Source organism: Amphritea sp. 1_MG-2023, from assembly GCF_030547545.1.
Lineage (GTDB): Bacteria > Pseudomonadota > Gammaproteobacteria > Pseudomonadales > Balneatricaceae > Amphritea.
This window is the reverse complement of sequence record NZ_JAUOQE010000010.1, coordinates 82436-105104: the sequence shown is the minus strand read 5'-3', so window position 1 is coordinate 105104 and position 22669 is coordinate 82436. Positions and strand designations below refer to the sequence as shown.

The 22669-nt window shown below is 47.0% G+C and carries 19 protein-coding genes; 3 read left to right on the top strand and 16 right to left on the bottom strand.

Annotated features, from left to right (window positions below):
* Positions 1–3 precede the first annotated feature (3 nt).
* From Q4488_RS07835 to Q4488_RS07820, 4 genes are all read right to left on the bottom strand, one after another.
* The gene (locus tag Q4488_RS07835) at positions 4–3144 is read right to left on the bottom strand and encodes a DUF3427 domain-containing protein (protein ID WP_303579918.1); all 3141 of its coding nucleotides are present in this window, start codon (positions 3142–3144) and stop codon (positions 4–6) included.
* A 282-nt stretch (positions 3145–3426) separates the two neighbouring features.
* On the bottom strand, positions 3427–4677 hold the full coding sequence (locus tag Q4488_RS07830; RefSeq protein ID WP_303579917.1) for a type II toxin-antitoxin system HipA family toxin: 1251 nt from the start codon (positions 4675–4677) through the stop codon (positions 3427–3429).
* Complete coding sequence (locus Q4488_RS07825) at positions 4674–4979, bottom strand: helix-turn-helix domain-containing protein (protein WP_071178140.1); 306 nt, start codon at positions 4977–4979, stop codon at positions 4674–4676. The genes Q4488_RS07830 and Q4488_RS07825 overlap by 4 nt, the downstream gene beginning before the upstream one ends.
* Positions 4980–5820: 841 nt before the next feature.
* Positions 5821–6819: a YecA family protein gene (locus Q4488_RS07820; protein WP_303579916.1), complete on the bottom strand. Its 999-nt coding sequence runs from the start codon at positions 6817–6819 to the stop codon at positions 5821–5823.
* Positions 6820–7028: 209 nt separating this feature from the next.
* Here Q4488_RS07820 and Q4488_RS07815 point away from each other — a divergent pair, with 209 nt between their 5' ends.
* Both Q4488_RS07815 and Q4488_RS07810 read left to right on the top strand, forming a co-directional pair.
* Entirely contained in the window at positions 7029–7649 is a 621-nt protein-coding gene (locus Q4488_RS07815) for a bifunctional 2-polyprenyl-6-hydroxyphenol methylase/3-demethylubiquinol 3-O-methyltransferase UbiG (RefSeq protein ID WP_303579915.1), read from the top strand.
* Positions 7646–10561 carry a DEAD/DEAH box helicase family protein gene (locus Q4488_RS07810; protein ID WP_303579914.1) on the top strand — a complete coding sequence of 972 codons (2916 nt, stop codon included), beginning with the start codon at positions 7646–7648 and terminating at the stop codon, positions 10559–10561. The genes Q4488_RS07815 and Q4488_RS07810 overlap by 4 nt, the downstream gene beginning before the upstream one ends.
* Before the next feature lie 39 nt (positions 10562–10600).
* Here the strand turns inward: Q4488_RS07810 and Q4488_RS07805 are convergent, their stop codons facing one another.
* Positions 10601–11494: a LysR family transcriptional regulator gene (locus tag Q4488_RS07805; protein ID WP_303579913.1), complete on the bottom strand. Its 894-nt coding sequence runs from the start codon at positions 11492–11494 to the stop codon at positions 10601–10603.
* A 159-nt stretch (positions 11495–11653) separates the two neighbouring features.
* On the opposite strand from Q4488_RS07805, the gene Q4488_RS07800 reads away from it, so the two are divergent.
* A complete protein-coding gene (locus Q4488_RS07800) occupies positions 11654–12553 on the top strand; it encodes a DMT family transporter (protein WP_303579912.1) in 900 nt (299 codons plus the stop codon).
* A 99-nt stretch (positions 12554–12652) separates the two neighbouring features.
* Here the strand turns inward: Q4488_RS07800 and Q4488_RS07795 are convergent, their stop codons facing one another.
* The 11 genes from Q4488_RS07795 to Q4488_RS07745 form a co-directional block, all read right to left on the bottom strand.
* On the bottom strand, positions 12653–13090 hold the full coding sequence (locus tag Q4488_RS07795) for an OsmC family protein (RefSeq protein ID WP_303579911.1): 438 nt from the start codon (positions 13088–13090) through the stop codon (positions 12653–12655).
* Between the two features lie 116 nt (positions 13091–13206).
* On the bottom strand, positions 13207–14070 hold the full coding sequence (locus tag Q4488_RS07790) for a phosphatase PAP2 family protein (protein WP_303579910.1): 864 nt from the start codon (positions 14068–14070) through the stop codon (positions 13207–13209).
* The gene (locus Q4488_RS07785; RefSeq protein WP_303579909.1) at positions 14045–15691 is read right to left on the bottom strand and encodes a glycosyltransferase family 39 protein; all 1647 of its coding nucleotides are present in this window, start codon (positions 15689–15691) and stop codon (positions 14045–14047) included. Before Q4488_RS07785 ends, Q4488_RS07790 begins: the two co-directional genes overlap by 26 nt.
* Entirely contained in the window at positions 15606–16637 is a 1032-nt protein-coding gene (locus tag Q4488_RS07780; RefSeq protein WP_303579908.1) for a glycosyltransferase family 2 protein, read from the bottom strand. Before Q4488_RS07780 ends, Q4488_RS07785 begins: the two co-directional genes overlap by 86 nt.
* A 93-nt stretch (positions 16638–16730) precedes the next feature.
* Positions 16731–17651 (bottom strand): lysylphosphatidylglycerol synthase domain-containing protein, encoded by a 921-nt coding sequence (locus tag Q4488_RS07775; protein ID WP_303579907.1) that lies wholly within the window; start codon positions 17649–17651, stop codon positions 16731–16733.
* 14 nt (positions 17652–17665) lie between these two features.
* The gene (gene lipA, locus Q4488_RS07770) at positions 17666–18670 is read right to left on the bottom strand and encodes a lipoyl synthase (protein ID WP_303579906.1); all 1005 of its coding nucleotides are present in this window, start codon (positions 18668–18670) and stop codon (positions 17666–17668) included.
* Positions 18663–19325 (bottom strand): lipoyl(octanoyl) transferase LipB, encoded by a 663-nt coding sequence (lipB, locus tag Q4488_RS07765; protein WP_303579929.1) that lies wholly within the window; start codon positions 19323–19325, stop codon positions 18663–18665. The genes lipA and lipB overlap by 8 nt, the downstream gene beginning before the upstream one ends.
* The gene (locus Q4488_RS07760) at positions 19325–19606 is read right to left on the bottom strand and encodes a YbeD family protein (RefSeq protein WP_303579905.1); all 282 of its coding nucleotides are present in this window, start codon (positions 19604–19606) and stop codon (positions 19325–19327) included. The genes lipB and Q4488_RS07760 overlap by 1 nt, the downstream gene beginning before the upstream one ends.
* A 17-nt stretch (positions 19607–19623) precedes the next feature.
* Positions 19624–20475, bottom strand: a complete 852-nt coding sequence (locus tag Q4488_RS07755) for an aminotransferase class IV (RefSeq protein ID WP_303579904.1) — start codon at positions 20473–20475, stop codon at positions 19624–19626.
* 67 nt (positions 20476–20542) lie between these two features.
* The gene (locus Q4488_RS07750) at positions 20543–21712 is read right to left on the bottom strand and encodes a D-alanyl-D-alanine carboxypeptidase family protein (protein WP_303579903.1); all 1170 of its coding nucleotides are present in this window, start codon (positions 21710–21712) and stop codon (positions 20543–20545) included.
* Positions 21713–21830: 118 nt separating this feature from the next.
* Positions 21831–22664 (bottom strand): septal ring lytic transglycosylase RlpA family protein, encoded by an 834-nt coding sequence (locus Q4488_RS07745; protein WP_303579902.1) that lies wholly within the window; start codon positions 22662–22664, stop codon positions 21831–21833.
* Positions 22665–22669 lie beyond the last annotated feature (5 nt).

Genomic DNA, 22669 nt, shown 5'->3' with positions numbered 1-22669 from the left:
TTACTACCCCACAGCTAACTTAGCTGCTTGTTGCCACATAAAGTGCGGCATTGGCTCTTTTAGCTGCCAAGTAATACTCATCGGCTGTGAACCTGTATGAGATACATAATCAACTTCACCATAATTAACAAAACCCATGGTGCGGCCGTATTCATCTTTGGTTTGTTCACGCACAAATAAAAACAGACGCTTACCAATTTTTTGATGCTGAATGTACTCCAAACCACGCCCCTTATCGGGCCGAGCGCTATTTTGCGACTGCCAGTGAAACAGGTGTTCGTTAATCGCGTAATCGTGATACATGGTGGTTGGCGAAAATTGCTTTTCGTTTTTGTCTAAGGAGACAAACATCAGTTCAATATTCTGATCTTTCAGCACAAATACACCTTCTCGTGCTGGCGGTTGGCGTTCAAACGTGGTTGCACCAAATGCAACCAATATTTGTTCTCGCGCATAGCGTGCATGCAGCCTTAGTGAAACCTCAGGCAATGCCTGCATTGTTGGTTGCTCATGCTTGGTTTGTGCTAGTTGCCAGCTAACAACGTCCAATAGTTCAGCTTTTAACTCGCAAGAATTTAGCTTCTCTAAGCTCTGTTCGATAGAATCGAATCCACATTCAGGCCCCGTTTTCTGCCAAAAATCGTAATGACACATAAGGAAATGACGATGACCTGCATTTTCAACAACAAAGTTATTTTGGCAAAGCTGTTTTAAGAAACTCAAATAGACATGGTCATCGCAGGTTAAAATTCGGTTATGAATTGCCTTTCTAAGCATTTTCAGCAGCTCTTCATCGGCTGAATTTTCGTTGATTTCATCTTTGGCTTGCTGAACCAGCTGCGACCAACTCCCTCGCTTATAAAGTTCATTTAAGTCGATATAAGGATTTATGATTAAGAAGTTCGACAGTGTTAATGAAAGTGACGAATGCTGTGGATACTGGCGGATCATCGCGACGAGACGCTTCAGTGTTAACGAAGCTTGGCGAATATTGCTGAGCACCATTTCTTGAGTACGCTTACTCAGCTCAATTCGACAACCAAGAGGCGCGTGAGGAAAACCTTGTTTTATCTCATCACTGATGGCCCGATTACTTTTACCTACCAAGGCTCTAAACTTATTGGCAAAATCATACTCTGGTCGAGAGTTACCAACAAAGTCTAAAACCGTGCAGCACTCTTTGCCCTCCGCCAAGCGCAAGCCTCGCCCAAGCTGTTGCAAGAAAATCGTTAGACTTTCTGTCGGTCTTAAAAATAACAAGGTATCGACTTCGGGAATATCGACACCTTCATTGAAAATATCGACCACACAGAGCACATTAATACTGCCAGAACGAATGGCTTGCTGCTTTTGTTGCCGCTCGTGACTATTATCACTGGTCAGCACATCAGCATTAACCCCTTTCAGTAGCAATTGCTTTGCCATGTACTGCGCATGTTCTTTGCTCACGCAGAAAGCTAACGCTTTCATTTTGCTAATGTCAGTCAGTATCTCCTGCATACTGAGTAAGATTTTGCCAAAACGCACTTGATTGTGGGTGTAAAGCTTAGTCAGCTGAGCAATATCATAACGCCCACGACTCCACGGAATCGTTCGTAAATCAGTATCGTCATCAATCCCAAAGTACTGAAATGGGCAAAGGTGGTGACGATTAATCGCTTCTGGTAGGCGAATTTCAGCGGCAATCACACCGCCAAAATCGACTAAAATATCACCACCGTCATGGCGTTCTGGTGTTGCAGTAAGCCCTAGCAAGATTGAAGGCGAAAAATACTCCAACAACCCACGATAACTTGATGCTGCAATGTGATGCACCTCATCAATTACAATGTAATCATAAAACTCGGCTGTTAGGTTAAGCTGACCAAGCTGATTATTGAGCGTTTGAACGGATACAAACAATTGTCGGTAGTGCTCGGGCGTATACCCGCCGACCCATAACTCACCAAATGCACTATTACGTAATACACCACGGTAAGCCGCTCTCGCTTGTTTTAAGATTTCTTCGCGGTGTGCCACAAATAAGAAATTTGCTTTTGGTTTCTCTTTGATAAAACGCGCAAAATCAAAGGCTGAAATCAGCGTTTTCCCTGTGCCTGTTGCCGCGACAACTAAATTACGAAAGCGCTGATGAACACTGCGCTCCACGGCAAGCTTCTCTAAAATGCCACTTTGATGAGGGAAAGGCGAGATATCAAAGAAATGCGTTGAGCTGGTTTCATAATCGCCTCGCTGCTGACTCAAGGCTTTTTTGAGCCTTTCACTACTTAATACATCGCCACTAAAGTGTTCAAAATCTTGAGATTCCCAATAAGTTTCAAAGGTACTCAAAGATTTATTGATGATATGCGGTATTTCTTGCGAGGTGATTTTCAAATTCCACTCTAATCCGTTGGTTAGCGCAGAATGCGATAGGTTAGAAGAACCTATATAACCAGTATGAAAGCCGGTATTACGCAGAAACAGATAGCTCTTAGCATGTAAACGCTCACGCTCAGTGTTGTAGCTCAGTTTGACTTCGGTATTCGGTAAATTCGCCAAATACTCGACGGCTTTAGCATCAGTCGCCCCCATGTATGACGTGGTAATTATTTTTAGCTCCCGACCACTTGCAGTAAATTCTTCAAGCTCTTTGCGAAAAATACGTATACCTGCCCACTTAATAAACGACACTAACCAGTAGATTTTATCGGCGGATAATATTTCACGCTTTAATTCAGATTCCAGTGATAAACCAGCGTTACTACCACAAAACAACTCACTTTGAGTTAAGCCCGTTAAAGGAAAAATATCATTAATGTAGTTTTTTAAGTCGGTAGAAACAGGATTTTCTAACTCATACAACGCGGTCAGAATTTTACCTTGACTGATGATTAAATTCTCTTCGATAAAGCCGTTATCTTTGATGTGCTTTTTTAACCAAAGTAATAACTGATTAGACAGAGTGATTTGCTGCTGTAGGCGATCATCGCTCGAAGGCACGCTCTCAATAGCGTACTCAAGAATATGCGATAAGAAACGTGATAACCAGATTGAGGCTTCATTGCTATTAAGCTCACGTTCGCCAACATAAAAGCGTTCACGGTCTATTTTACTAGTAATTAACTGTGTTATCAGCTGCTCGTAGATTCCAATCTGTTGCATAACTTCCCTTTGATTCTGATTTAACCGCTACTTAAGCATTGTTGAAAAATACACCTAGTATAGGGTCATTGAACATACTTATTACTTCCTGTATAAAATTTTCGGAACAATGAGTAAAGAGAAGCATGGCAGCTAATTAAGCCCTTGCCCAAACTGCCCCAAAAGCCCAAGGGGTAAGTGGAGTGTTAAAACACATGGAGTATGAGGCAAAGCATAAAAGTGAAACTATAACTTCTTTATCTGCTGAAAAATGAAAATATAGTTTCACTGACTCATTAAACGTTAAACGTTAAACGCCGATTCTTTCATGGCCTGCTCTGCTCGGCTGATCCCTAGGCGCTTAGCAACGGTTTGCCATTGCTTAACCGCAATTAATACTTCATCGTAAATTTGCGTGGCTTGGGTTTGCGAAAGTCGGAAGAAGTCTTTCACATCAAAGGCTAGCTGGTAGTCTAAAGCGTTGTCTGCATCGGTAATATTCAGATGCAGGCCATGCTGACCCACTATCGGGTTTAAATCATAAGCGGGTGATAACTTCCAACCATTCTTTGTTAATAAAAATCCATGGTTACGCAGGTGATCATCTGTGTTGGACACTGCAATATTAAACACGATACGTCGCCATAACTGTGCTAAATCAGCTTCGGTTTGTGCACCAGAATTGGAAATAAATTCAGCAATCTCTAAGTAGCTGGCACCTTGAGATTGTTCACCATCATAGTATTGAAGCTGTGTCATGGCCGATGAAAAATGCAGCCGCTTTTCACCGTCGCGATCAAACCGTTTGGTTAAAAAGGTATGATGCTGTGACGAAAACTGCCTAATTTCACTTGGAAACATGTTAACACCTGCCGCCTGAGCCAGTTCATAACAGACCATCTCCCATGCGCCCACGTCATGGGTATCATTTAAATTGGGAAACTTGGCAATCCACAAGTGGCCTTGTTCATCTGTCACACAAGCCTTGGGCCTTGCACCGCCTAATGATGAGCCTGGAGAAATCAGCATTTTCAACCAGCGATAATATTCGTCACTGTCGATGTTGTCGTCTTTTTCAATTTGCATGGCTGCGTGCTCTAGCTCTCGCAAAGAAGCCATTGGCGGCGCAGCAAACTCAGCGTTGTCATCTAAGAACGCAGCCGAGCCTGTTCGCTTAAATCGAATACCACCCATCCGGTAAGAGTCGTGTACGCCCAGCAGGTAATCTAGCTCGTTTAATCGACTTGTTGTTCGAATGCCTTTGCGCGCTTCAATGGCCGCACGCCGCTGCATTAAAATACGCCCCCATCTATCAGGCGATGAATCAAGAAATGCACGAAAGTTTTTATCGGCTTCATCGTTGTAGAGTTCACCGGAGTGGAGGGTCAGGATGGGATCAATTTGCAAACGATAGGCTGAAGTTAAAAATGCTTTATCGTAGGCAAAACTAAACACGCCACCTCGGCTTGAATCGCTGTAAGAAAGCCGCCCTATTAGCAAAGGCGTTTCAATTGGCTGCCAGTCGGCATAGACCTCGACGATTTCACGGCTCATCTTGAACCTTCCAGCAATTTTATGTTTTGCAGCTTGATGCCAACTTCATCATGAGCGGCCATTTCTGCAAAGTTGCTTTCCATGCCAAGAACGGCCATCACCTTTAAGTAAGTGCCTATGGCAACGCCCGGATCACCTGCGAAGACTTTGTTCACGGTTTTATGGTCAAAACCAGTACGTTCACACAGCAGCTTTTTGGTAAAACCACGTCTTTTCATCGCCAACAGCAAGTCTTCACCAAACTGCGTCAGGATTTTGCGCTGCTTTGGAAACAGTACATTGTGTAAGTCACGCTTAGCCATATCACCAACCAAAGGGACTATATTCCCATTATTCAATAATTACTGGGAATATAGTCCAACATTAAAGTCCAAGCAACTCTAACACGTGAGATAAGGGACTATATTCCCACTTTACTCAATATTATTGGATTAATATCCCGCTTTTAGATTTGGTTTGCGCGTTGGCCAAGGCGATGATGTGAATCCCTGAATGCCAAAGACCATCAAATTACACTTTTATGCGCATAAAAATGTAAAATTACACACTTTTCTGCGCGTAAAAGTGTGGGATGCAAGGTAAGTAATCATCTGTGTATTTTACTGAACGGGAAAATGCAGCGGTTAGAGGTCTACACAAGGTGACTTCAAAGGTAATAATCTGTAGACCTTGATACTTGATATTCGATACTCTGATTTATCAATCTTGGATACCATAGTATCCATATTGAGCTTATTTCTATTAAAATGGACACCATAATGTCCATTTCAGGCTAGGTGAGTTTCCTACTGACTAACCACTATCGCATAGAACCAGTAAAAAAATGGCAAAGCTATGTTGACGGAAATCGTGCTCGATAAAGCCTTTCAAAACTGCTATTTTTAGACCCTAACAGCAGCGTAAAAACGGCACTGTTTTTCCATTGCTAACCACTAAGATTTAGTAAAAGCCATAGGTAAGTGGTGGGCAGTTTGGTGGGCAAACAGCCATTTTTGAACGGTTTCTTTTCGGTAAGCTATTGAGTTTATTAAGGTCTAGGCCGCTACTCAATGAGCAGATTCAGAATATTGAGTAACGTTCACATTCATCTCACAATGCTAAAAAAGCCCTTTCTCGGGCTTTTAAATCCAATTCATTCACCTGTTAAATTGTGAACTGAAACGTGTCCGTCAGCAACGGTTGAATATCAACCTTTCTAAACGATGGATCTTCAGAGAAGCGTAGCTTCGGATCAAGCGTTACAAATCCCCAAAACTGTAAGAATCGTTCAATAAAACGAGATTCAACCTGTATGCTGAATAATTGGTCTGGCGGGAAATACTCTTCGGATGAATACTGAAGAAGTAAATCAGGAAATGCCGAGACAACCTCTTCTATCAATTGATCAACAATACCATGACTTTGCAGTCTCCATAGCATGAACAACCAGAAGGTGCGTAGATCGACATCATTTTCCCAATGATCAAAATAGCCCCAATTGTACTGAGTGGTTGCAGCTTCGAGCATGGGCAGAAAAAAGGCTTTAAGACCTTGAGTTTGATACTGTTTTTGAACCGTTTTTTTCATATGATAACGGCCACTTCTACGATAAATAACGCCGCTAATTTCAGCCAAAACACGGGTGTAATGTAGCGCGTTAAACTTATCTTCATTGCTGCCAGAGTATTCACTGACGCTGGCATGAATTTGATATTGAGAAATGGCAAACTCAGGCATAAGCTCACTGGCCTGCGTCACCAACTTTGTGGGTAAGTTGCCTTTGCTCGTTGCCTTAAACGCCCCTTCATTCTGCATGGCTTCATCCAGAATAATCGCTAAATATCGCATCACAGGGCTACTAGAGAGGTCTTCTGGCGTACTGATATTAACCCGCTCCAATTCATTGAACGGCGCATATAACCAGTTTGATATTTGGCTTGGTGAAAGGCCACAAAAATCAACATTAGGCTGATTATTGCGCTCATGCACTCTATGCTGCGCAACCACATTGAGTTCATCTAACGTCAAGTGAGGATTCATCGCGGCAATTTGCTCAAAATCATCAGACATCTCTGCATGCTGTTTTGATACGTTATCCATACAACAACGTTTGTATTTTTTACCGCTACCACAAGAACAAAGATCGTTTCGACCAAGCTTCATGTTGAATCACTCTACGCTATTTTATTTTTTGCTGTTGTATCATTATACCTACACAACAAACACGACCAAACTATTGCTGTGTTAATCGCTAACATCTGCAAAAAAGCCAAAGACTAGTGATAGATAGGCTGATCCCCACAATAGAAAAAACATCTTTTTGTGTATACTCTGAGGATGCTTCAAAGGATGATTTTTAACAGGGAATGGGCATGACAGATCCAACAATTTCACACTACCACCAGCATGCCAGCCGCTATCAAACACAGTATGATTCGGTGGCCGCCCAAGACGTACATGCCGCTTGGGCTCCCCTATTAAAAACATTAACGCCCGGCTTAGCCTTAGATATTGGCGCCGGTAGTGGCCGTGATGCACTCTGGCTCGAACAGCAAGGCTGGCAGGTAACCGCCGTTGAACCCGCCACTAATCTACGTCAGTTAGGCCAGCATAAAACCGGCCATCGCGTTACATGGGTTAGTGCCCAACTGCCCGACTTAAATGATCTGCAATGTCCGCCACAAGGCTATGATCTGATTTTATTATCCGCCGTTTGGATGCATCTCATACCAACCCAACGTGCCGCCGCGATGCAACGTTTACGTGAATACTTATCCCCTCAAGGCAGCATGATTATTACCCTACGCTTTGGCCCGTCAGATCCCAACCGCCCTATGTATCCTGTGAGCGTTGCTGAATTAGAAGCACTAGCTCAGCAAATCAATTTAGAAACACAAACACTCAGTGAAACCTCTACTAATGACTGCCTACAGCGTCATGACATCCGTTGGAAAACCCTCTGTCTCAGGCCGATAAACGAGCCTCATATATGAGTTCACCATCATACTTACTCACTGGCGCTGATGGTCAGCAACTCTTGCCGGCGCTACGGTGTGCTTTAACCCATGCCACGGAGATAGAGATCGCCGTTTCGTTTATCCGCGCCAGCGGTTTAAAACTCATTTTTGGCGATCTTGAAGCCGCCTTACAGTCAACCACGCGTGATGTGCGCTTAACCCTATTAACTAGCGATTATCTCTGCATTACCGATCCCAGTGCGTTGAAGATGTTAATGTTACTCGTTGAACGGGGCGCAGATATTCGCATTTTTGAAACCGGCTCAACAGACAGCTTTCACCTGAAAGCTTATATTTTTGCTCGTTCAAAACAGGGCGAACTAATTAACGCCGATGCATTTATCGGCTCGAGTAATATCAGCGCTAAAGCATTAACCGACGGGCTAGAATGGAACTATCACCTCGATTATCCCAATGCCGCGGATTCGTTGGCCGCACAACGACTCAATGAAGTACGGCAACAATTCCAGCAACTATTACTTCGGCCACAAATTCGCGCCTTGAATTTTGACTGGATAGAAAATTACCAGCGCCGCTATGAACAGGCTCGAAAGGTTGTACCTTTACAGTCCGCCATGATTGATCAGCAAGAGCCTGAGCCAGCAGCGCCTACGCCTACCGCGCATCAAGCCGAAGCGTTACACGCCTTACTCACGGCCCGACAACAGGGCTGGCAAAAAGGGCTTGTGGTGCTCGCGACAGGGATGGGCAAAACCTACCTTGCCGCTTTTGATGCCGCACAGTTAAGCGCCGAGCGCGTGCTGTTCGTCGCTCATCGTGAAGAAATTTTGCTACAAGCCGAAGCGACCTTTCTCGCCGTTCTGCCTCATAAGCGTGTTGGCCGTTTTAGCGGCAAACAAAAAGATGAACGCTGCGATTTATTGTTTGCCTCAGTGCAAACCTTAGGCCGAATGGCGAATCTTGAGCGATTCACGTCAGATAGCTTTGATTACATCGTGATTGATGAGTTTCACCATGCCGCCGCCGGTAGCTATCAACGGCTATTAACCTACTTTAAGCCTCAGTTTATGCTGGGCCTTACCGCAACCCCCGATCGCACCGATGGTGCCGATATACTGCGCCTGTGTGACCATAAGCTTATCTATCGTCGCGATCTATTTGATGCTATCAACGCTCAACAGCTCTGCCCTTTTAGCTACTATGGTATTTTTGATAGCGCGGTTAATTATGAACATATTCCTTGGCGTAATGGTCGATTTGATCCGACCAAGCTATCCACTCAGCTCGCCACCCGAGGCCGCTGCCGTCATATCTTAAAAGAGTGGCGCGATAAATCTCAGAGCCGCACCCTCGCTTTCTGTGCCTCGCGTCGTCATGCCGATTATATGGCCGGTTATTTCAAACAGCAGGGTATCCGTGCCGCCAGTGTACATTCTGAATCAAGCCTGACCCGCTCGGCAGCACTGGAATCACTCGAGCGTGGCCAACTACAGGTATTATTCGCCGTTGATCTATTCAATGAGGGCGTTGATTTACCACAAATCGATACCGTGATGATGTTGCGACCTACCGAGTCCAACATTCTGTTTCTGCAACAGCTGGGTCGTGGCTTACGTCTAAGCCCTGGTAAAGACTCATTGGCCGTACTGGATTTTGTCGGTAACCATCACAGCTTCCTTAACCGACCCGAGATGTTATTCGGCTCGCTGTTTCCAGATAAACCGACGCGTCAGCAACTTGCTAACGCTGCCAAGCAGGCCAACGATTTATTGCCTGATGGTTGCTATGCCAATTATGATCTCGCCTTTATCGAATTTCTCGATAGCTTGGTGATGAGCAAGCTGGACAAGCAGTATGCCGATCTAAAGCTCAGCCTCAAGCGTCGACCAACCTTAAAAGAATTTTGGCTCAGCGGTGCTAACCTAACGCAGTTACGACGTAACTATGGCTGTTGGTGGGAGTTTATTGATGCGCAAGGTGACGCCTCTAACGATGAGCTTCAACTGCTCGAACAGTATGTTCAGTGGTATCGCGATCTGACCCTGACCAAAACCTCAAAATCATACAAGTTAATCTTGCTGCAAACGCTGCTTGAACATCAAGCACTGACTCAACCCACAGTGCTGTCACAATTAGCCGCATGGGCTAAACAGTGGTTTCTCCAACACCCCGAGTGGCTGAAGGATCTACCCTCAAGCCTGCAACCATTAGACGGTGTGAGCAATAAAGTATGGCTTAACCATTGGCGCAAGATGCCCATTCATCACTGGTGCACCGCCGAGCAAACCTCAAAAATCAAATGGTTTGCTCAAGACGATATGCTGTTTCGTTATCAACCCAGCTTAAGTGCAGCAGAGCTGCCTACCTTTAGCGCCATGACTGACGAAATTCTCACTTGGCGTCTGGCCCAATATGCACAAAGCAAACAGGGACTGATTGAAACCGATACACCGGCGTTAACTGAAGCAGCGTCAACCAACACCCAACTACCCTTCTTTCCTAACATCAAAATAGCCTGTGGCCACTTCAAAACAGGCTATGCCGATATCGAAGATGCGCTTCCGGCCCCCAGCGGCTTTGGCCGCTTATCGCCCGATCGTCATTTCATCGCTCAAGCCTCGGGAGATTCAATGAATGGTGGTAAACATCCCATTCAGGATGGTGATTACCTACTACTCGAGCAGATAACTCCGCAAAGCGCGGGCAGCATCAGCAACCAAACCGTTGCTATCGAGCGTCAAGACAGTGCCGGCGATAATCAATACCTGTTACGTAAAGTAATCAAAAACGCGCAAGGCGGTTATACGCTGAGGGCCAACAACCCGGACTATGCAGATCTCAGTGCCGATGACAGCATGACAAGCTTCGCTCGTCTCAAAGGCATACTCGATCCATCAACCCTATTCGCCGAGCCATCATCTCGATAACGATGCATTACATAGATCAACAAGCAGCAGTCTGTACTATTAACGCTGAAACCACTCAGCCAACCGCTGCGATACAATACGAACCTCAGAGGATGCCGGTTCTGCTTCACGCATCAATGCCGACCAGGCTAAATCAAGCCCCGCTTCACTGACGCGGACAGGTACGATACTGCCACTGCTAATAGCTGATTGCGCCGCCCATTTCGACAAAATACTCACGCCAAACCCTGCCGCAATCAGTTCGATAATCGCCTCGGTAACTTCAACTACAGTCACCAAGTGAGGTACCACACCAGAAGGACGGATAAACCGTTCATATTCGAAGCCCGGCTGCGCCGATTGACTATAGGTAAGATAGACTTCGCCTTCTAAATCAGCGGCCTCAATAGCGGCTTTACCCGCCAATTTATGCTGTGAATGTGTCAATAATACCAATTCATCCTGAAATACAGCGATGGAATCGATGCCTGGAATCGCGAGATGGCCTGGGGCTAAAACAACATCAACGGTACTATCTTGCAAGTTTTGCAGCGGGCTTTGCGTGGCTGAAGCCACCAACTCCAGTTGAATATCGGGCTCTTGTCGTGACATAAGCTGTAAAAATGCGGGTAACCAGTGATAACAGCTATAGGCGGCAACGCCAAAACGAACCACCCGTTTTTGCTGTATGGCCATCTGCTGAAAATCGACTTCAGCCCGTTGTAACGCAGGGATAACCTGATTGGCGGTCTGTGTCATGGCACGGCCAGCGGTGGTCTGTCTCAGCCTTCGCCCTTCTCTTTCGAATAATAACCCACCCAAACGCCTTTCCGCTTCGGCGAGCCGATGGCTTAGCGCTGACTGAGTGATCCCTAATAGATAGGCGGCCTGCCTTACCGTACCAGTATCATCAATCGCTTTCAGCATCTCCCAATGCTTAATATCTAACCGCATGCGTACACCTCACCTCTATTTAGCGTATTGGCATATCAAAATAGACTTATATATGCACAAAATTAATCAACAAGGCAAATTATTCATTTTTTTATTCATCTATGTAGCGTTATTGTGCACTGAAGAAATTAAGCCGCCTACAGACTAAGAGAGATCGCTGTGCACAGAAAATCAAACCATCAGGGTCAAGCGTTGGTTTTAGCCGCTGCCGTTCTTTACGGGCTCAACCCACTCTTTGCTCAACTCTTATACGATGATGGTTTAGGGGCAGAAATGGTTAGCCTCTATCGGTTTATATTACCCGCACTATTTTTTGCGTTTTTCTTACGCACGGCCAAAGCTAACTGGCCGGAAGCGGCGAGATCATTAGTCTTAGGTATCGTCAGTGGCGTTTCTATATTTGCTTATTTTCACGCACTGGAAACCATTCCGGCGGCGACGGCTATTCTAATTTATTACAGCTACCCCGTTTTTAGTGTCCTCATTGGCTGGCTGGTATTTAATCGGTCACCGTCTCAAAACGCCCTGATTTCAGCCGCCTTGATCGCGATTGCCGCGTCCCTATCGATTCAGCCTGAATCGCTGCCGGCCGACTCACTATTCGCCGTTGCTACCTGCTTTTTAGCCCCACTCACCGTGGCCACTCAGGTTCAATATCTATCCAATCCTCGATGCCACCTGCCCACCGGTAATCGAATGGCTTGGATCACCATCGGCCATGTTCTGATTCTTCTACCGATCGCCGCTTGGGCGGCGCCCACGCACATCGTGCCGGTGACGACGCTCGGCTGTTTCTCCGTGATCGGCATCGCGCTCTTGGCAGCCGCCCTTCCGCAGCTGCTGTTTATGTTAGGAGCACCACGATCATGCGCTGATAAAAATGCACTCACCGGCGCTTTAGAGTTAGTTGTCGCCTTACTCAGCGGTGCGCTTTTATTAGGCGATAACTTGGATAGGCTGGAAATAACCGCGATGCTATTAATTGTATTAGCGCTATTTATAAAACAGGTGAAAAGCGGCCCTGACATTAAAGCATTGCCCGCTAGACCTGCCCCATAAAGTCATTGCATCGATGGATCGCTAGCCGTGATAAGCCAATCAACAGCGATGATGAGCAGGCCTATTTAATCACCTAGCAATAGGTGAGCGCGTAAACATTTAATTTAAGCGGTGGATAACATCGGTTTGCAGCATAATATTGTCATGTAAAGGACAGCGAAGGCAGACCGCCTCGAAAAATGTCGCTTTCTCCTCATCACTCAAATCCGCATCAATACTGGCTTTAACCGTAATCGTTTGAAAACCATTGCGGTCTTCGGTTGGCTTACCGAGTAAGCCGGCTGGATTCATCGCGCCATCAATCTCGATATCCATAGCGCGTAGTTCAATTCGCTGTTGATTTGCCGCAAGGCGCGCGATGCTGGCAATACAGCCCCCTAATGAAAACAGAAAATACTCCAAGGGGGTTGGGCCAGCATCGGTTCCCCCCGCCTGAACCGGCTGATCAATCGTCACTTTATGGCCGCGGATATCCGCATGAATTTGACAACCGGCTTTCATCGAAGCGGATACAGAGATAACTTTAGTTGCAGACATAACGACGCCCCTCAATTAATGATAGCTATATAAGAAAAATCTAATATAGCTTATCACAGATGAGGCGTTAACAGGTAAAGACAATTGTGATCGATGCCGCTGTTTGATCGGCGTGATTAATTAGCTCGGGAGGCTCGCACAGGTAGAAAGTATTCCCATATAAACACCAGCAAAGCAGTAAAAGCGATAGCCTTAGCGAACAGCTGAGCTTGTGGATAACCGCCGGTATGTCCAAACATAATCATCAACGCCGCCACTAATAACAAAAATACAATGAAGAAATGCATCGGACGCCGAAAGCCGACATGAGACCAGCGAGCCGTTTGAATCGCCGCAACTGTCACCAACATGCCAAGGCCACCCCCAACAAGCACATCAATCGGCCAATGCGCGGCGACCATGATGCGACTAAAGCCGACAAATCCGCCGAGTAGCAGTAATGCCCAACGTAATGATCGATGATTGAAGAAGTAATACGCCACGGAGGCGAAAGCGAAGGCGGTGAATGAATGACCCGAAGGAAAACTACCATTTCTCAGCGCCTTACCGACTAAATGATACTCATCACTCATGAGCGCGACAGGCGGACGCTGCATATCGAACAGCATTTTCAAGCCATGCGTCACCAAGGTGCCGTAAATCGCGGCGATAAACAGCACCCACAGCAGTTCGGGCTTACGCCGCGCCACCAACAGTGCTAGCGTGAGTACAAACGTGGTATCACCCATAAACGTGGCAATCTGCCAGAACTGACTAGGCAGGAGCGGCGTCAATTGATTAAAGAAATGGAAACCCGCGTGATAATCGGCGCTAATCCACAACAACAAGGCGGCGACAAATAACAGCAGCGCCAGCTGAATTAAACGAGTTAATGCCTGCCTATCGAGCTGCTGATTAAACTGCTGTTGAGAGTGGTTCAACTGTGCGGGTAGACCCGCGACGATGAAACAGCCTTTAATTTGTGACCATAGGTTTTGCATTATGCCATTCCACCAGTTTGATGCCGCCTTTATCAAACAGCAGCTCGAGCTCAGCATCGGGGTTGCGTCGCTGTAACTTAATAAGATTATCGGCGTCAGTAAAAATCACATCACCCGGCTGAGGAAACTTTTGCTTCGGCGTAATCGCATCACGATAAACACTGAAACTGGGCATATGTAAGCCATAAGCCACCACCGACTTGTTACTCTGCTGCCGTGCAACGGCGGCAGCTTCCTGAACCGGTTGCTGCTGTAAGCCAGCCATCACCTGAATAAAAAAGTTAAAGACAAATAACGTCTGCACAAAGCCGATAGCAACAAACTTAGCCGCCAATGTCAGTTTTGGTAACCACATCACAACCAACGTCAGCAGCAAGGCAATGATACTCGCGACAATATACGGAGTGCCGACCACCTCCCAAACGCGGGCTAACATCTCTTGTTCATACAGCTTATGGCTTTGACTCGCCGCAGACACCAAGAGCCAAGGTAAAGCCACCATCAAGACAAAAAACATCAAGGGGAAGATTAGCCCCCAACGGCGAAAGACTCGATCGCGATAATGAGCAAATAACAGCAGTAAACCGCTGATACCGTAGACCACATAATGCGGTAACTGTGTACCAGAAACCGACACGAGGACAAACACCACCGCCAACCAGATCATGAGGTAGAGCGTAAGTAAATCCTTACATACATCACGGAGTTGACGCAATAGCGTAAACAATGCTGCACTAAAAGGCAGCAACACTAACGGTAAAGCAAACAGGTAATACCAAAGCTTACCGCCATGCCCTTCGCGAGTATCACTAAAACGTTTCAAGTTATGATCGAGTAGAAAACCTTGAAAAAAGCCGATACCTTGATCTTGATACACTAGCCACAGCCAAGGGGTTAGAATAGCCAACAATAGCACCCAACCCGGCAGATAAAAGATAGCCGCTAACCAACGACGCCATTCACCTTGAAGAGTATAAAAGATCCCGCTGACTAACAAAGGTACCAAAACCGCGACCGGCCCCTTGGCCAATAACCCCAGCGCCATCCACAGATACACACGCAATAAAATAGATCGCTGCGGTTGCTGCCAGTGCCGCCACATATCGAGCAACGTGAGGGTTAAAAACAGATTAAGCCAAGCATCCGCAATAGCCGCCTTACCGATGATGCTGATCCAGAGGGTGTTCGCCATGATCAACACGGCATACAAGGCGGTGGTTTTATTCCATTGTGTCAGCGCAAAGCGATAACAGACTAACAGCCAGCAGCAGGAAGCTATCGCTGAAGGTAATCGCAAGGAAAACTCGCTCAGATTAAATAACGAGACACTGAGTGCCTGAAACCAATAGCTTAATATCGGCTTATCATAGCGGGGTTCGCCATCGAGATAGGTGGCGGCAAAGTTGTTGTTGGCCAACATCTCTCGGGTTGCTTCAGAAAAAGCGCCCTCATCGAGATCGAATAACGGGAAGCCCCAGATATTCCAAAAAAAAGCCAAAAAGAGGGCAGCAAATAGCAGCCCATAGTGCAGAAGGTTATTTTGCCGCGTTGGCGTCATGCGCTGTGGTCTCATCCATTGGGTTGGGCTGCGGATCACACCAGCGACCGTCTTCATCATCATTTAACGTTTCACGCAACGTGTAGCCACGGGTTTTCGAGGTCTCGAAGAAGATACGTGACATCATTTCGGCCAACACACCCGTAGTAATAAACTGCAACGACACCACGAGCAAGAAAATACCGATCATAAAGAGTGGCCGGCTACCGATATCTTCGCCGAGAAACAGTTTTACGCCCATCAACCAAGTCATGATGAGTGACCCAATCACGCCCATACCGAGACCGAGATAACCGAAGAAGTGGCCTGGACGGGCTTTAAATTTGAGGAAGAAGAACACCACTAGCAGATCAAGAATCACCCGAAATGTCCGTGATAAACCGTATTTAGATTCGCCAAACTGACGCGCATGATGATCAACCACCGTCTCACCAATGCGTGACGGCTTAGTCACCGAAGCAACCCACACGGGGATAAAACGGTGCATCTCACCGAACAGACGTACCTGTTTAATCACGCTGGCACGATAGACTTTTAAGCTGCAACCATAATCATGCAGATTAACACTGGTGACCTTAGCGATCAGGCGGTTGGCTTGCCGCGAAAAGAACTTACGGGTTGATTCATCTTCCCGCTGCTTTCGCCAGCCCTGCAACATATCCAGATCACGCTCTTCCATCTCGATAATCATGCGTTGAATATCAGCCGGATCATTTTGCAGATCGCCATCCATGGTAACAATAATCTCACCACGCGCCGCATCAATACCCGCTTGCATCGCCGCCGTCTGTCCAAAATTGCGTTGCAGCTCAACGATCCGCAGGTGATCGCCCCACTGCTGTTGAGCTTCGCTTAAGCGTCCAACCGTATTATCAGGACTGCCATCATCGACACAGATCAATTCCCACTTACCGGAATAATCACTGAGGCATTCATGCACCCGCTCAACCAGCGGAAACACGCAGTCCTCTTCTTTATACATCGGTACGACGATCGATAATGATTTCATAAACAACCCGTTTTCAGGACATTAAAATTGTTTGGACTCTATCACAAAGCCCTTTTGATATGAAGGTAAAGCCCGTGCCACGTGCATGACAGCTCAATCGGTTTCAACCTGTAACAGCTCTTCACGATGGAAGATTTTGGCCACCAACCACCCCAGTGCAAAGGCAACAAATGACATTAGCAACAGAAACAGATGCAACTGCACCGCGACTGTTAATAACGCCGTGGTATCGATAGCATAAAACTGCCCCGCTAAAACAAAGGCCGCTTCAAATGTACCCGACCCTGCCACCCCATGAATCGGTAAAATAGAAGACAGATCGGCAATCGCCACACTGGTTACCGCTTGCGCTAACGTTAGCTCTGATAGCTGTAACACCACACCAAGAAACGCCAGCAGCTTGGTTAGCCAGACCGCATAGGTAGTGATGACAATGGCACCAAAATGGCCGCCACGGGTAGGAAGATCGTTAAGTACTTGTGCCAGCTGCGTCAGTTTGGCATTCCGCCAACGTCCCAGTAACCACACCATCAGCCGCTTACCTTGATTAAACAGTAACAAACCTAATAGCGTCATCAGCGCCACGCCTAAGGCGGCCCAAGGGCTAAACTGCCATAACGCCAAAACCCCTGCCACCGAGAGCAAGGCGACAAGATCAAGCAAGCGATAGAGTAAGAGATGCGAAGTGGAGTTGACTACCCCGATACCAAAATAGCGTTTGATTAACACCGGAAAAGCCACTTCGCCGGTGCGCATCGGTAATAAATTATTGAGTAAATTATGGTTAGTACTGAGATAAAACATCTGTGGATAACGCACAGCGGGTAACTCAAAACTAATTTTAATGCGTAATGCCCGCAAGGCATTACTACTCAATGAGAGCAGCATCAGCATCGCTAAGGTCGCGCCGCTAAAGCCTTGCCAGGAAGTTAATAAGCTGTACCATCCAATCTGATACTCCACCACGGCCAGGGTGATAAACAGAATCACCACTGACAGCAGTAGTTTAAGCAACTGAGCCCGCCGCATTAGCTAATTGTTTCACCTTTCGCTTGCAGATCGGCATGATAAGAAGATCTTACCAAGGGGCCGCTCGCCACTTGTGAGAAACCGAGTTCTTTAGCGACCTCAGCATACTCATCAAATTCAGCCGGCGTGACATAGCGATCAATAGGAAGATGATCACGGCTAGGTTGCAGATATTGACCAATCGTCAACATATCCACATCATGAGCACGTAGATCTTTCAATACCTCAAAGATCTCCTCTTTAGTTTCACCCACGCCCACCATCAAGCCCGATTTAGTACGGACATCTGGGCAACGCTGCTTATATTTTTGCAGCAGTTCTAATGACCACTGATAATCCGCCCCCGGACGTACTTGACGATACAAGCGAGGCACGGTTTCCATATTGTGATTAAACACATCCGGAGGAGTCTGTTGCAAGATATCTAAGGCGATATCCATCCGTCCACGAAAATCAGGTACGAGGGTTTCAACCTGAATCGAGGGCACGGCCTTACGCGTTTCAGTGATACAGCGAGCAAAGTGCTCGGCACCACCATCACGTAAGTCATCACGGTCTACCGAGGTGATGACGACATAACGTAGCCCCATATCAGCGATCGCTTCCGCTAATTCTTGCGGTTCATTTTCCGGCAACGCTTTAGGTCGTCCATGCGCCACATCGCAGAACGGACAACGCCGTGTGCAGATATCGCCCATAATCATAAAAGTCGCGGTACCATGGCTGAAACATTCGCCTAAGTTTGGACAACTGGCTTCTTCACATACCGACGCTAGCTTATGTTTACGCAGCTTATTCTTGATACCTTGCACTTTAGGCGTCGTTCCTAAAGACACACGTAACCATTCCGGTTTACGGAGTATTTGATCCCGTTCGGTGGGAATCACTTTCACTGGGATCCGGGATACTTTTTCAGCCCCCCGTAGCTTCACACCCGCTTCCGCGCGCTTGGGCTTATGATTCACTGCGCCAGCACTTTGCACATTTACGTTATCTTCAGACATCTATACCTTCCAACGAGTTAGCATTGGTGCGCTCGTTATATTCGAGTCTTTTCACCAGTATTTCTATGAGTGAATCCTTAACGGATTCCCTGTCGAGGTTCTCGACCAGGTTTTTCAGCCGGGTAACTGATAAACCGGCATAACCACAAGGGTTAATCCGGTTAAAAGGTTCGAGATCCATATCTAGATTAAAAGCGAGTCCATGAAACGAACAGCCTCTACGTACTCGCAATCCTAGCGAGCAAATTTTAGCTTCATGAACATACACACCAGGGGCGTCAGCTTTCGCATACGCCTCAACACCGTACTGCTGCAGCAACTCAACGATGCTGGCCTCCATTCGGGCGACGAGCTCTTTAACGCCAAATTTTTTACGGCGGATATTGAGTAATAGATAAACCACCAGCTGTCCAGGGCCATGATAGGTCACTTGACCGCCACGATCGACCTGTACCACCGGAATATCTCCGGTGCCTAGCAGATGTTCTGCTTTACCCGCATGCCCTTGCGTGAACACCGGTTGATGTTCCAAGATCCAGATCTCATCAACGGTGTCGGCCTCACGGGTGGCGGTGAAAGCTTGCATCGCCTGCCATGTTGGCTGATATTCAACCAATCCCAAATCACGTACAACAAGCTGTTCAGATAACGCCATCATATCACCATCGTGACACGGCCAGTCTCCAGCAGGTCCTCGTGCAGGGCCTTCAGTTGTTCATGCCCTGTCGCCGTAATTTTCATCCGAATCGATGTAAAGGTGCCTTTACGGCTGCCCTGTAAATCGATCGTGGTGATATCTAAATCAGGTACATGAATACGCACGACATCGATCACGACCTCCTGAAAATCAGGTCCATCACGGCCAATGACTTTAATCGGGTAATCCGGACAAGGAAACTCAATTTTAGGCGCTTGTTGCTTTGTCTCTTGTGCCATAACTATCTCTCAATCTCTTAGCCGTTCATCAGGTCATTTTGATAACGGGTAAACAGCTCGAACATTTGCGCCCATAAGGGGCCCTTTTTACCATCCGCGACGGGCTGACCGTCTATCTCGATCACCGGCACCACGGCACGCGTAGAGCTACTCAGCCAGACTTCATCGGCGGCTAGTAAGCGAGCATAATCGATATCGGCTTCCTGCATGACAATACCATTGTTGGCCGCCAACTCGCGGATCAATTCTCGCGTAGTGCCGCCGAGAATCTCCGCCCCGCCTCTGGGAGTGTAGATCACGCCTTTTTCCACCAGCATGACATTACAGGACGCGCCTTCCGTGAGCAGGCCATCACGCATCATCAGCCCTTCTTGCACGCCGGCTTGCTTAGCCTGCTGCATCACCAATATATTCGGCAGCAAGCCGGTACTCTTAATATCGCATCGTCCCCAACGCAGATCGTCGGTCACCATCGCTCGCACACCAGCAATCGAATCCGGTCCTGCATCATAAATGTCTTTAATCGGATTACAACAGGCAAACACCGTCGGTATCATGTTGGCATCATAAATATGACTGCGGCGACCCGCGCTACCTCGACTTATCTGTAGATAAACCGACAGATTACCACCGCCATTCAAATCCACTAGGCGAGTCAGAATCGCGCTCCAATCATAATCGGCCACAATCTGTATCGCTTCTAAGCTGTATGCCAAACGTTGTAGATGCTCATCTAAACGAAAGCCCACCCCTTGATAAAACGGGATAACCTCGTAAACACTATCACCAAACAGAAAACCTCGATCAAATACTGACACTTGAGCTTGATCTTCTGCGATATACTCGCCGTTCAGAAATACTGTTTTCATCTTTATTAACGACAGATGCCCGGACTCATCCACTAAGCCCGGGCATCCATGCCTCGCGATCGACCGATTAGTTGATCAGGTTATAAAAGAACAACGCGATGGCATCCCATATACGTTGTAACAAACCTGCCTCTGCAATGCTCTCTAAAGCGACAACCGGCGCTTCAGCGACAATTTTATCTTCCAACATAACTTTCAGCGTACCAAAGCTCTGACCTTTAGCCACCGGCGCTTTAATCACTTTATCCAGATCTAAAACCGCTTGTAACTGCTCACCTTCACCCCGTGGAATCGTGATCGCCATGGCATTCGTCAGGCCAACTTTAAGCTGACTTTGCTGTCCTGCCCATACCTTAGTGGTTTCTAGTACCTGCCCAGCATCATAGAGCTTATGGGTTCTAAAGTAACGGAACGAATAAGCCAACAATTTCTGACTTTCCTGAGCGCGAGCTTCTTCACTACTGGTGCCCATCACAACGGTAATCAAACGCATGCCTTCGCGCTTGGCTGAAGCGACTAAGCAATAACCCGCAGCATCGGTATGCCCCGTTTTCAAGCCGTCCACTGAATCATCGCGCCATAACAACTTATTACGGTTGGGCTGACGAATCTGGTTATAAGTGAAATACTTTTCTGAGTACACGCCATACTGTTCAGGATAATCTTGAATGATGGCGCGCGCTAATAATGCCAGATCGAATGCCGATGCATAATGATCATCCGCTGGCAGGCCAGTGGCATTCATGAAATGCGTATTCTGCATCCCCAACTGAGCCGCATGCTGATTCATCATATCGGCAAAGGCCGCCTCACTACCGGCGATATATTCGGCAACCGCGACACTGGCATCATTACCCGACTGAATGATGATGCCTTTCAGTAGATCACTCAACAACACTTGAGTACCTTCCTGAATAAACATCCGTGATCCCGGTGCCCGCCATGCTTTTACAGAGATCGGCACCAAATCATTCTTACCAACATTGCCTTTAGTCAGCTCGGCTTCAAGAATATAGCTGGTCATCATTTTGGTTAGGCTAGCAGGTGGGAAACGTTCGTTTTCCCGACTAGCCATGATGACTTTGCCAGTATCCGCATCCATAACAATATACGCTCGGGCCGCCACTTGAGGCGGTGCGGGGGTAATTTTCGCCGCCTGTACTGGCAGCGCAAAAATACACAGGGATAACAGAACAAAACGAATCAAAGCAGAGCGAAAAACAAATTTTCTAATCATAGTGTTATAGATACTTTTTTACGGTTACAGAGGGTCTAGATACAGCTGAGACCTGAAAATAGACTAAAGGTTCGCGAACAATTCAGCGGTTTCCCATCATCGCTACATTTAAGTGCGCTTAGTCTACCAAATGTGGCCGCAGATAGCCTGCCGCTTCGATACGAGAAATCAGTTCAGCCAGGTTCGCATTCAGCAAGACGGGGCCAACCTGAACACGATATAAGGTTTTATTCGGGCGTTGTAGTGGCACAATACGGACCTGATAACCGGGCAGCATCGTCTCTAGTTCCTGCTGAGCCTCTGTCGCGGTAGTTGCTAAGCTAAAAGCCCCCACCTGTAGATAACGAGCTCCATTAGAGGCTGTCGCCTCCGGCGGCGGTGCTAGAGGCGTACTAATAGCGGCGGCGGTTGAGGTATTCCAACGCTGTGGGTCAATCGCTTCAACCTCAACGTTCGCCGTACCGTGGCCCAACATATCGAGCTTAGAAGCCGCGGCATAAGAGAGATCGATAATCCGCCCGCCGTGAAATGGCCCACGATCATTCACCCGCACGATAACCTTGCGCCCATTATTAAGATTCGTCACCTGTACATAGCTCGGTAACGGCAACGATTTGTGTGCGGCACTCATGGCATACATATTATATATTTCACCATTAGAGGTCTTATGCCCGTGAAACTTTTTTCCGTACCAGGAGGCAACGCCGCGCTCTTTATAACCCATGCCGGATGCCATGACATAATAGGTTTTACCCAATACCGTATACGGACTTTTATTGCCGCCGCGACTTTTAGCTTCAACTCGAGGCACGGCATTCGGCACATGCGACACATCAACCTCAGCCGCAGGTCCATAATCTTTGTCCACAGCATAGCGCCCTCCTGAAGAGGAACAGCCAGCCAAGAGCACTATCAATGACAGTGCTATCAGATTATGGATAACTCGGCTCATATTGA

Coding starts and splice junctions, on each gene's coding strand:
- Q4488_RS07790 (WP_303579910.1), bottom strand. CDS start 14,070: ATGCAAAACCTATGGTCACAAATTAAAGGCTGTTTCATCGTCGCGGGT.
- Q4488_RS07835 (WP_303579918.1), bottom strand. CDS start 3,144: ATGCAACAGATTGGAATCTACGAGCAGCTGATAACACAGTTAATTACT.
- Q4488_RS07795 (WP_303579911.1), bottom strand. CDS start 13,090: ATGTCTGCAACTAAAGTTATCTCTGTATCCGCTTCGATGAAAGCCGGT.
- Q4488_RS07745 (WP_303579902.1), bottom strand. CDS start 22,664: ATGAGCCGAGTTATCCATAATCTGATAGCACTGTCATTGATAGTGCTC.
- Q4488_RS07760 (WP_303579905.1), bottom strand. CDS start 19,606: ATGGCACAAGAGACAAAGCAACAAGCGCCTAAAATTGAGTTTCCTTGT.
- Q4488_RS07830 (WP_303579917.1), bottom strand. CDS start 4,677: ATGAGCCGTGAAATCGTCGAGGTCTATGCCGACTGGCAGCCAATTGAA.
- Q4488_RS07815 (WP_303579915.1), top strand. CDS start 7,029: ATGACAGATCCAACAATTTCACACTACCACCAGCATGCCAGCCGCTAT.
- Q4488_RS07810 (WP_303579914.1), top strand. CDS start 7,646: ATGAGTTCACCATCATACTTACTCACTGGCGCTGATGGTCAGCAACTC.
- Q4488_RS07780 (WP_303579908.1), bottom strand. CDS start 16,637: ATGAAATCATTATCGATCGTCGTACCGATGTATAAAGAAGAGGACTGC.
- Q4488_RS07820 (WP_303579916.1), bottom strand. CDS start 6,819: ATGAAGCTTGGTCGAAACGATCTTTGTTCTTGTGGTAGCGGTAAAAAA.
- lipA (WP_303579906.1), bottom strand. CDS start 18,670: ATGTCTGAAGATAACGTAAATGTGCAAAGTGCTGGCGCAGTGAATCAT.
- lipB (WP_303579929.1), bottom strand. CDS start 19,325: ATGGCGTTATCTGAACAGCTTGTTGTACGTGATTTGGGATTGGTTGAA.
- Q4488_RS07755 (WP_303579904.1), bottom strand. CDS start 20,475: ATGAAAACAGTATTTCTGAACGGCGAGTATATCGCAGAAGATCAAGCT.
- Q4488_RS07825 (WP_071178140.1), bottom strand. CDS start 4,979: ATGGCTAAGCGTGACTTACACAATGTACTGTTTCCAAAGCAGCGCAAA.
- Q4488_RS07750 (WP_303579903.1), bottom strand. CDS start 21,712: ATGATTAGAAAATTTGTTTTTCGCTCTGCTTTGATTCGTTTTGTTCTG.
- Q4488_RS07805 (WP_303579913.1), bottom strand. CDS start 11,494: ATGCGGTTAGATATTAAGCATTGGGAGATGCTGAAAGCGATTGATGAT.
- Q4488_RS07785 (WP_303579909.1), bottom strand. CDS start 15,691: ATGATGATGAAGACGGTCGCTGGTGTGATCCGCAGCCCAACCCAATGG.